Source organism: Phenylobacterium sp., from assembly GCF_036263695.1.
In the GTDB taxonomy this organism is placed as follows: Bacteria; Pseudomonadota; Alphaproteobacteria; order Caulobacterales; family Caulobacteraceae; genus Phenylobacterium.
In genome coordinates this window covers 1-4,606 of the sequence record NZ_DATAGM010000158.1, presented here as the reverse complement: position 1 = coordinate 4,606, position 4,606 = coordinate 1, and the positions used below count along the sequence as shown (strand labels likewise).

4 protein-coding genes are annotated in these 4,606 nt (G+C 69.1%); 3 read left to right on the top strand and 1 reads right to left on the bottom strand.

What is annotated here, in order from left to right; all coding sequences use genetic code 11:
- Window positions 1-1,364: AMP-binding protein (locus VHK87_RS06540; protein ID WP_329634094.1), on the bottom strand; the 1,364-nt coding region annotated here is incomplete at its 3' end.
- A 176-nt stretch (window positions 1,365-1,540) separates the two neighbouring features.
- Here VHK87_RS06540 and VHK87_RS06535 point away from each other — a divergent pair.
- The 3 genes from VHK87_RS06535 to VHK87_RS06525 all read left to right on the top strand — a co-directional run.
- Entirely contained in the window at window positions 1,541-3,091 is a 1,551-nt protein-coding gene (locus VHK87_RS06535) for a class I adenylate-forming enzyme family protein (RefSeq protein WP_329634093.1), read from the top strand.
- A complete protein-coding gene (rraA, locus tag VHK87_RS06530; RefSeq protein ID WP_329634092.1) occupies window positions 3,088-3,558 on the top strand; it encodes a ribonuclease E activity regulator RraA in 471 nt (156 codons plus the stop codon). Before VHK87_RS06535 ends, rraA begins: the two co-directional genes overlap by 4 nt.
- Before the next feature lie 227 nt (window positions 3,559-3,785).
- The coding region (locus VHK87_RS06525; protein ID WP_329634091.1) for a diguanylate cyclase domain-containing protein at window positions 3,786-4,606 on the top strand (821 nt) is incomplete at its 3' end.

Sequence of the window (4,606 nt, the reverse complement as noted above, 5' to 3'; positions counted from 1 at the left end):
TTGTAGGTGACCAGCCGGTCCTTCAGGTGCGCGCGCAGGGCCTCTTCCGTCACCTCTGGACGAGCGTGGACGATGGCGTGGACCGTGTTGCCGAGATCATCGTTCGGCAGGCCGATGACCGCGCAGCCGAGCACGCCGGGGAATTCCTCCAGCGCCGACTCCACCTCGGCCGGATAGACGTTGGAGCCGCCCACCAGGATCATGTCGGTGCGCCGGTCGGCCAGGTAGAGATAGCCGTCCTCGTCGAACCAGCCGATGTCGCCCAGGCTCTCCCAGCCGCCGGGCAGCGTCTTGGCGGTGGCGCCGACGTACTTGTACGAGGGCGGCGCCCCCTCCGGCCGGCGCATGTAGATCTCGCCGATCTCGCGCGGGGGCAGGGGGTTGCCGGCCTCGTCGAAGGCCTGCATCTCGCCCATCCGCACCTTGCCGACGCTGCCTCGGTGCTCGAGCCATTCGGCGCCGGAGATCACCGTCGAGGCCTGGGCCTCGGTGCCGGCGTAGAGCTCCATCACCACCTCCGGTCCGACCCAGCGGATGAAGGCCTCCTTCAGCCATGCCGGGCAGGGCGCGGCCAGGTGCCAAAGGGTCTTGAGCGAGGAGATGTCATGCTTGCGGCGGACTTCCTCCGGCAGCTGCCAGATGCGGTTCATCATGGTCGGCACGAGGTAGACCCAGGTCGCCTTCCGCTTCTCGATCTCGGCAAGCGTGGTCTCCGGGTCGAACCGCTCCATCAGCACCAGGTGGGCGCCCATGTTGATGGCGCTGATCATCATGCCGAAGCCGGCGTTGTGGTAGAGCGGCGCGGGCAGGAGGGCGATGGAGTCCCGCGTCAACTGCCAGCCGCCGACCTCCGGGCTCACCTTGGCCGCGACGCCCGGCTGGCCGGCCAGGATCAGCTTCGGCCGGCCGGTGGACCCGCCGGACGTCGGCGCCTTCAGGCACGGCGCGGTCTCGTCGGGCACGTCGCTGTCGTCGTCGGACTTCGCCGCAATGTCGGCCACCGTGACCATCGGCCGGTCCAGCTCGAAGCCGAACTCGCCGATCACGATCGGGCTGTCAGCCAGCTCGACGATCGCCTGCAGCTCGGCCTTGGGCGAGCGGAAGGAGACCGGCTGCGGCGTCGCGCCGACCTTCCAGATCGCCCAGCTGGCCTCCACGAAGCCGACGCTGTTGCGAAGGCCCAGGGTGACGAGGTCGCCGTGCTTGACCCCCAGCGCCTTCAGGCCGCGCGCCAGGCGGTTGGTACGCCGGTGCAGCTCGGCGTAGGTGAGGCTGGCGCTCCCGCAACTCACCGCCGGCTTGTCGGGCTGTTCCTGCGCGGTCTGCTTCAGCTTCGCGCCGAGCGAAATCATCTCTTCGGACATCTATCGTTCCCGTCCCAATGCCGCGGTGGTCCCGCGAACGCATGAATTTGCACGCGGCCCGCAATGGATCGGGCCGGCGCCACCTTACCCTGGGGGAGGGCGCCTGCCGCAAGCGCCGTTTGGCCTTCGGCGAGGCGGGCGCTAAGAGGTCCGCGCATCTCGCCAGCGGAGTTTCCATGTCGCTTCAGGACCTTCTCGCCCAGGACTTCGGGACCTTGCCGGACCTCGTCCGGGAACAGGCCAAGGAACGCGCCGGCCACCCGGCCCTGGTGCAGACCGGCCGCCAGCTGACCTACGCCGAGCTCGATCCCGTGATGGACCGCATCGCCGCCGCCCTGCAGAGGGACGGGGTGAGGAACGGCGACGTGGCCGCCGTCTGCGCCACCACCTCGATCGAATACGGCGCGGTCTACCTCGGGACCCTGCGGGCTGGAGCCGCGGTCGCCCCGCTGGCGCCCTCGTCCACGCCCGAGAGCCTGGCGATGATGCTGAAGGACTGCGGGGCCAAGGTCTTCTTCCTCGACGACGGGGTGGCGAAGCTCTTGGAACCGGTGGCGGATCAGATCACTGTCAACCGCGTCGCCCTCGACGGCTCGTCCGCGGGCCAACCGTTCGCCGAGTGGCTGGCGCCTCCAGGCGCGAAGCCGGACGCCGTGGAGATCCAGCCCGACCAGGGCTTCAACATCATCTATTCGTCCGGCACGACCGGCGCGCCCAAGGGCATCATCCAGCCGCACCGGATGCGCTGGAGCCAGATCCGCCGCGGCCACTACAATGCGGAGTCGGTGACGATGATCTCGACGCCGCTCTACTCCAACACCACCCTGGTCAGCTTCCTGCCCACGGTCGCCCAGGGCGGCACGGCGGTGCTGATGGGCAAGTTCGACGCCGACGAGTTCCTGAAGCTGTCGGAGAAGCACCGGGCGACCCACGCCATGCTGGTGCCGGTCCAGTACCGCCGGCTGATGGCGCATCCGGACTTCGACAAGTACGACCTCTCCAGCTACCGGCTGAAGTTCGCCACCAGCGCGCCGTTCAGCGCCGAGCTGAAAGCCGAGGTGCTGCGCCGCTGGCCGGGCGGCCTGATCGAGTTCTACGGCATGACCGAGGGCGGCGGCTCCTGCATGCTCGCGGCCCACGAGTTCCCCGACAAGCTGCACACCGTCGGCCGGCCGCTGCCGGGGCACGACATCCGGCTGATCGGGGAGGACGGCAAGGAGGTCCCGCAGGGTGAGATCGGCGAGGTGGTCGGCCGCTCCCCGGCGATGATGGTCGGCTACCATAACCAGCCCGAGAAGACGAAGGAGACGGAGTGGTACAGCCCCGAAGGGCTCCGCTACATCCGTACGGGCGATGTCGGCCGGTTCGACGAGGACGGCTTCCTCACGCTCATGGACCGCAAGAAGGACATGATCATCTCTGGCGGCTTCAACATCTATCCGTCCGACCTCGAGGCCGAGCTGGCGCAGCATCCGGCGGTGCTGGAGAGCGCAGTGGTGGGCGTGGCTTCCGAACGCTGGGGCGAGACGCCGGTCGCCTTCGTGGCGCTGAAGCCTGGCCAGGAGGTCGGCGCCAAGGACCTGCTGGAATGGGTCAACGGCCGCCTGGGCAAGACCCAGCGGCTGGCCGACCTGAAGATCGTCGAGAGCCTGCCGCGGAGCCATATCGGCAAGGTGATGAAGCGCGAGCTGCGCGACGAGTACCAAGCCAAGGCGGGCGCCCAGTGAAGGCCGTCGCCGACCTCTGCGACGAGCACGAGGGGACCATCGAGGTCTGCGAGCTGCAGTTCCGCGACTTCGGCGGCCGGGCCGCCTTCTTCGGCCCGATCCGCACCGTCCGCTGCCATGACGACAACTCCATGGTGCGTGAGGTGCTGTCGGAGCCGGGGCTCGGCCAGGTGCTGGTGATCGACGGGGGCGGGTCGATGCACTGCGCCCTGGTGGGTGACGCCATCGCCGCCGATGCGGCCGCCAACGGCTGGGCCGGCGTGGTCGTCAACGGCTGCATCCGCGACGCGGCCGTGCTGGCTGGCATCGAGCTGGGCGTGAAAGCGCTGGGATCCAATCCAAAGCGCAGCATCAAGCGGGGCGAGGGAGTGATCGACACCCCGGTGGCCTTCGGCGGCGTGGTCTTCGTGCCTGGCGACATGCTCTACGCCGACGCCGACGGAGTCGCGCTGTTGCCGGCGGACTGAACGGCAAGCAACAGCCGCGAATGCTGTCGCGGAATCCAAGGTTATCTCCTCGTTTACCCTAATGTCCTGGGAAGAGCAGACTCGGACAACTTCTGGCGACTGCTAGATATTCCGTCAGCGGCATGACTAACCGCGTGAACAAAGAGTCGCAGGTCTGCGCGTCTCTTTAGACGTTCCTTAAGTTCGTCTGGTCCACAAACGCGCCATGTGCAGGGGAGACCCTTTGGATGGCGCATGAGGCGCGCACCTCCAGCTCGGCCGGCATGAGCCTGCTGGCGCCGCTGCTGGGCGCCAGCATCCTGGCCATCGTGGCGCTGTTCGGCGCGACGATGGTGCTTGGTCTGGCCGTGAATCACGCCGCCGACCGCCGCGAGCAGCGGCTGGTCGAGACCGCCATTCGCGCCGCGCCGCCGGAGGCGGTGCAGCCGGCGCTGAACGACGCGCGCCTGACCGACAAGCCGGAGGCCGGCCGGCTGGCCGCCGCCGTCGGGCCGGGCCGATACCTCACCTGGCGCTCCTCCACTCTGGGGTACGACGTCCTGGCCCGCATGAGCCCGCTGGTGGCCGGCATCGCCGGCTTCCTGGCCGGCTGGGGCTTCTGGATGTACCGCCGCACCCGCCGCGTGGCGGACGAGCTGGTGGCCAGCGAGGCCCAGGCCCAGCACCTGTCGCTGCACGACCCGATGACCGGCCTGGCCAACCGGGCCCTGTTCAACGACCGCCTGTCGATGGCGATGCACAACCTGGCCCGCTCCGGCGGGGTGGTGGGGGTCTTCTGCATCGACCTCGACCGGTTCAAGCAGGTCAACGACACCCTCGGCCACCAGGCCGGCGACGAGTTCATCCGCGAGGCCGCCGAGCGGCTGGCCGCCTGCTGCCGCAAGACCGACACCGTCGCCCGCCTGGGCGGCGACGAGTTCGCCATCGTCGCCCCCAGCGCCGAAGGGCGCGAGGGCGTCCAGATCCTCGCCGAGCGGATCGTCTCCTCGCTGTCCGGCCGCCTGGAGATCGCCGGCGGGACGGCCATGCTGTCCTGCTCGGTGGGCGT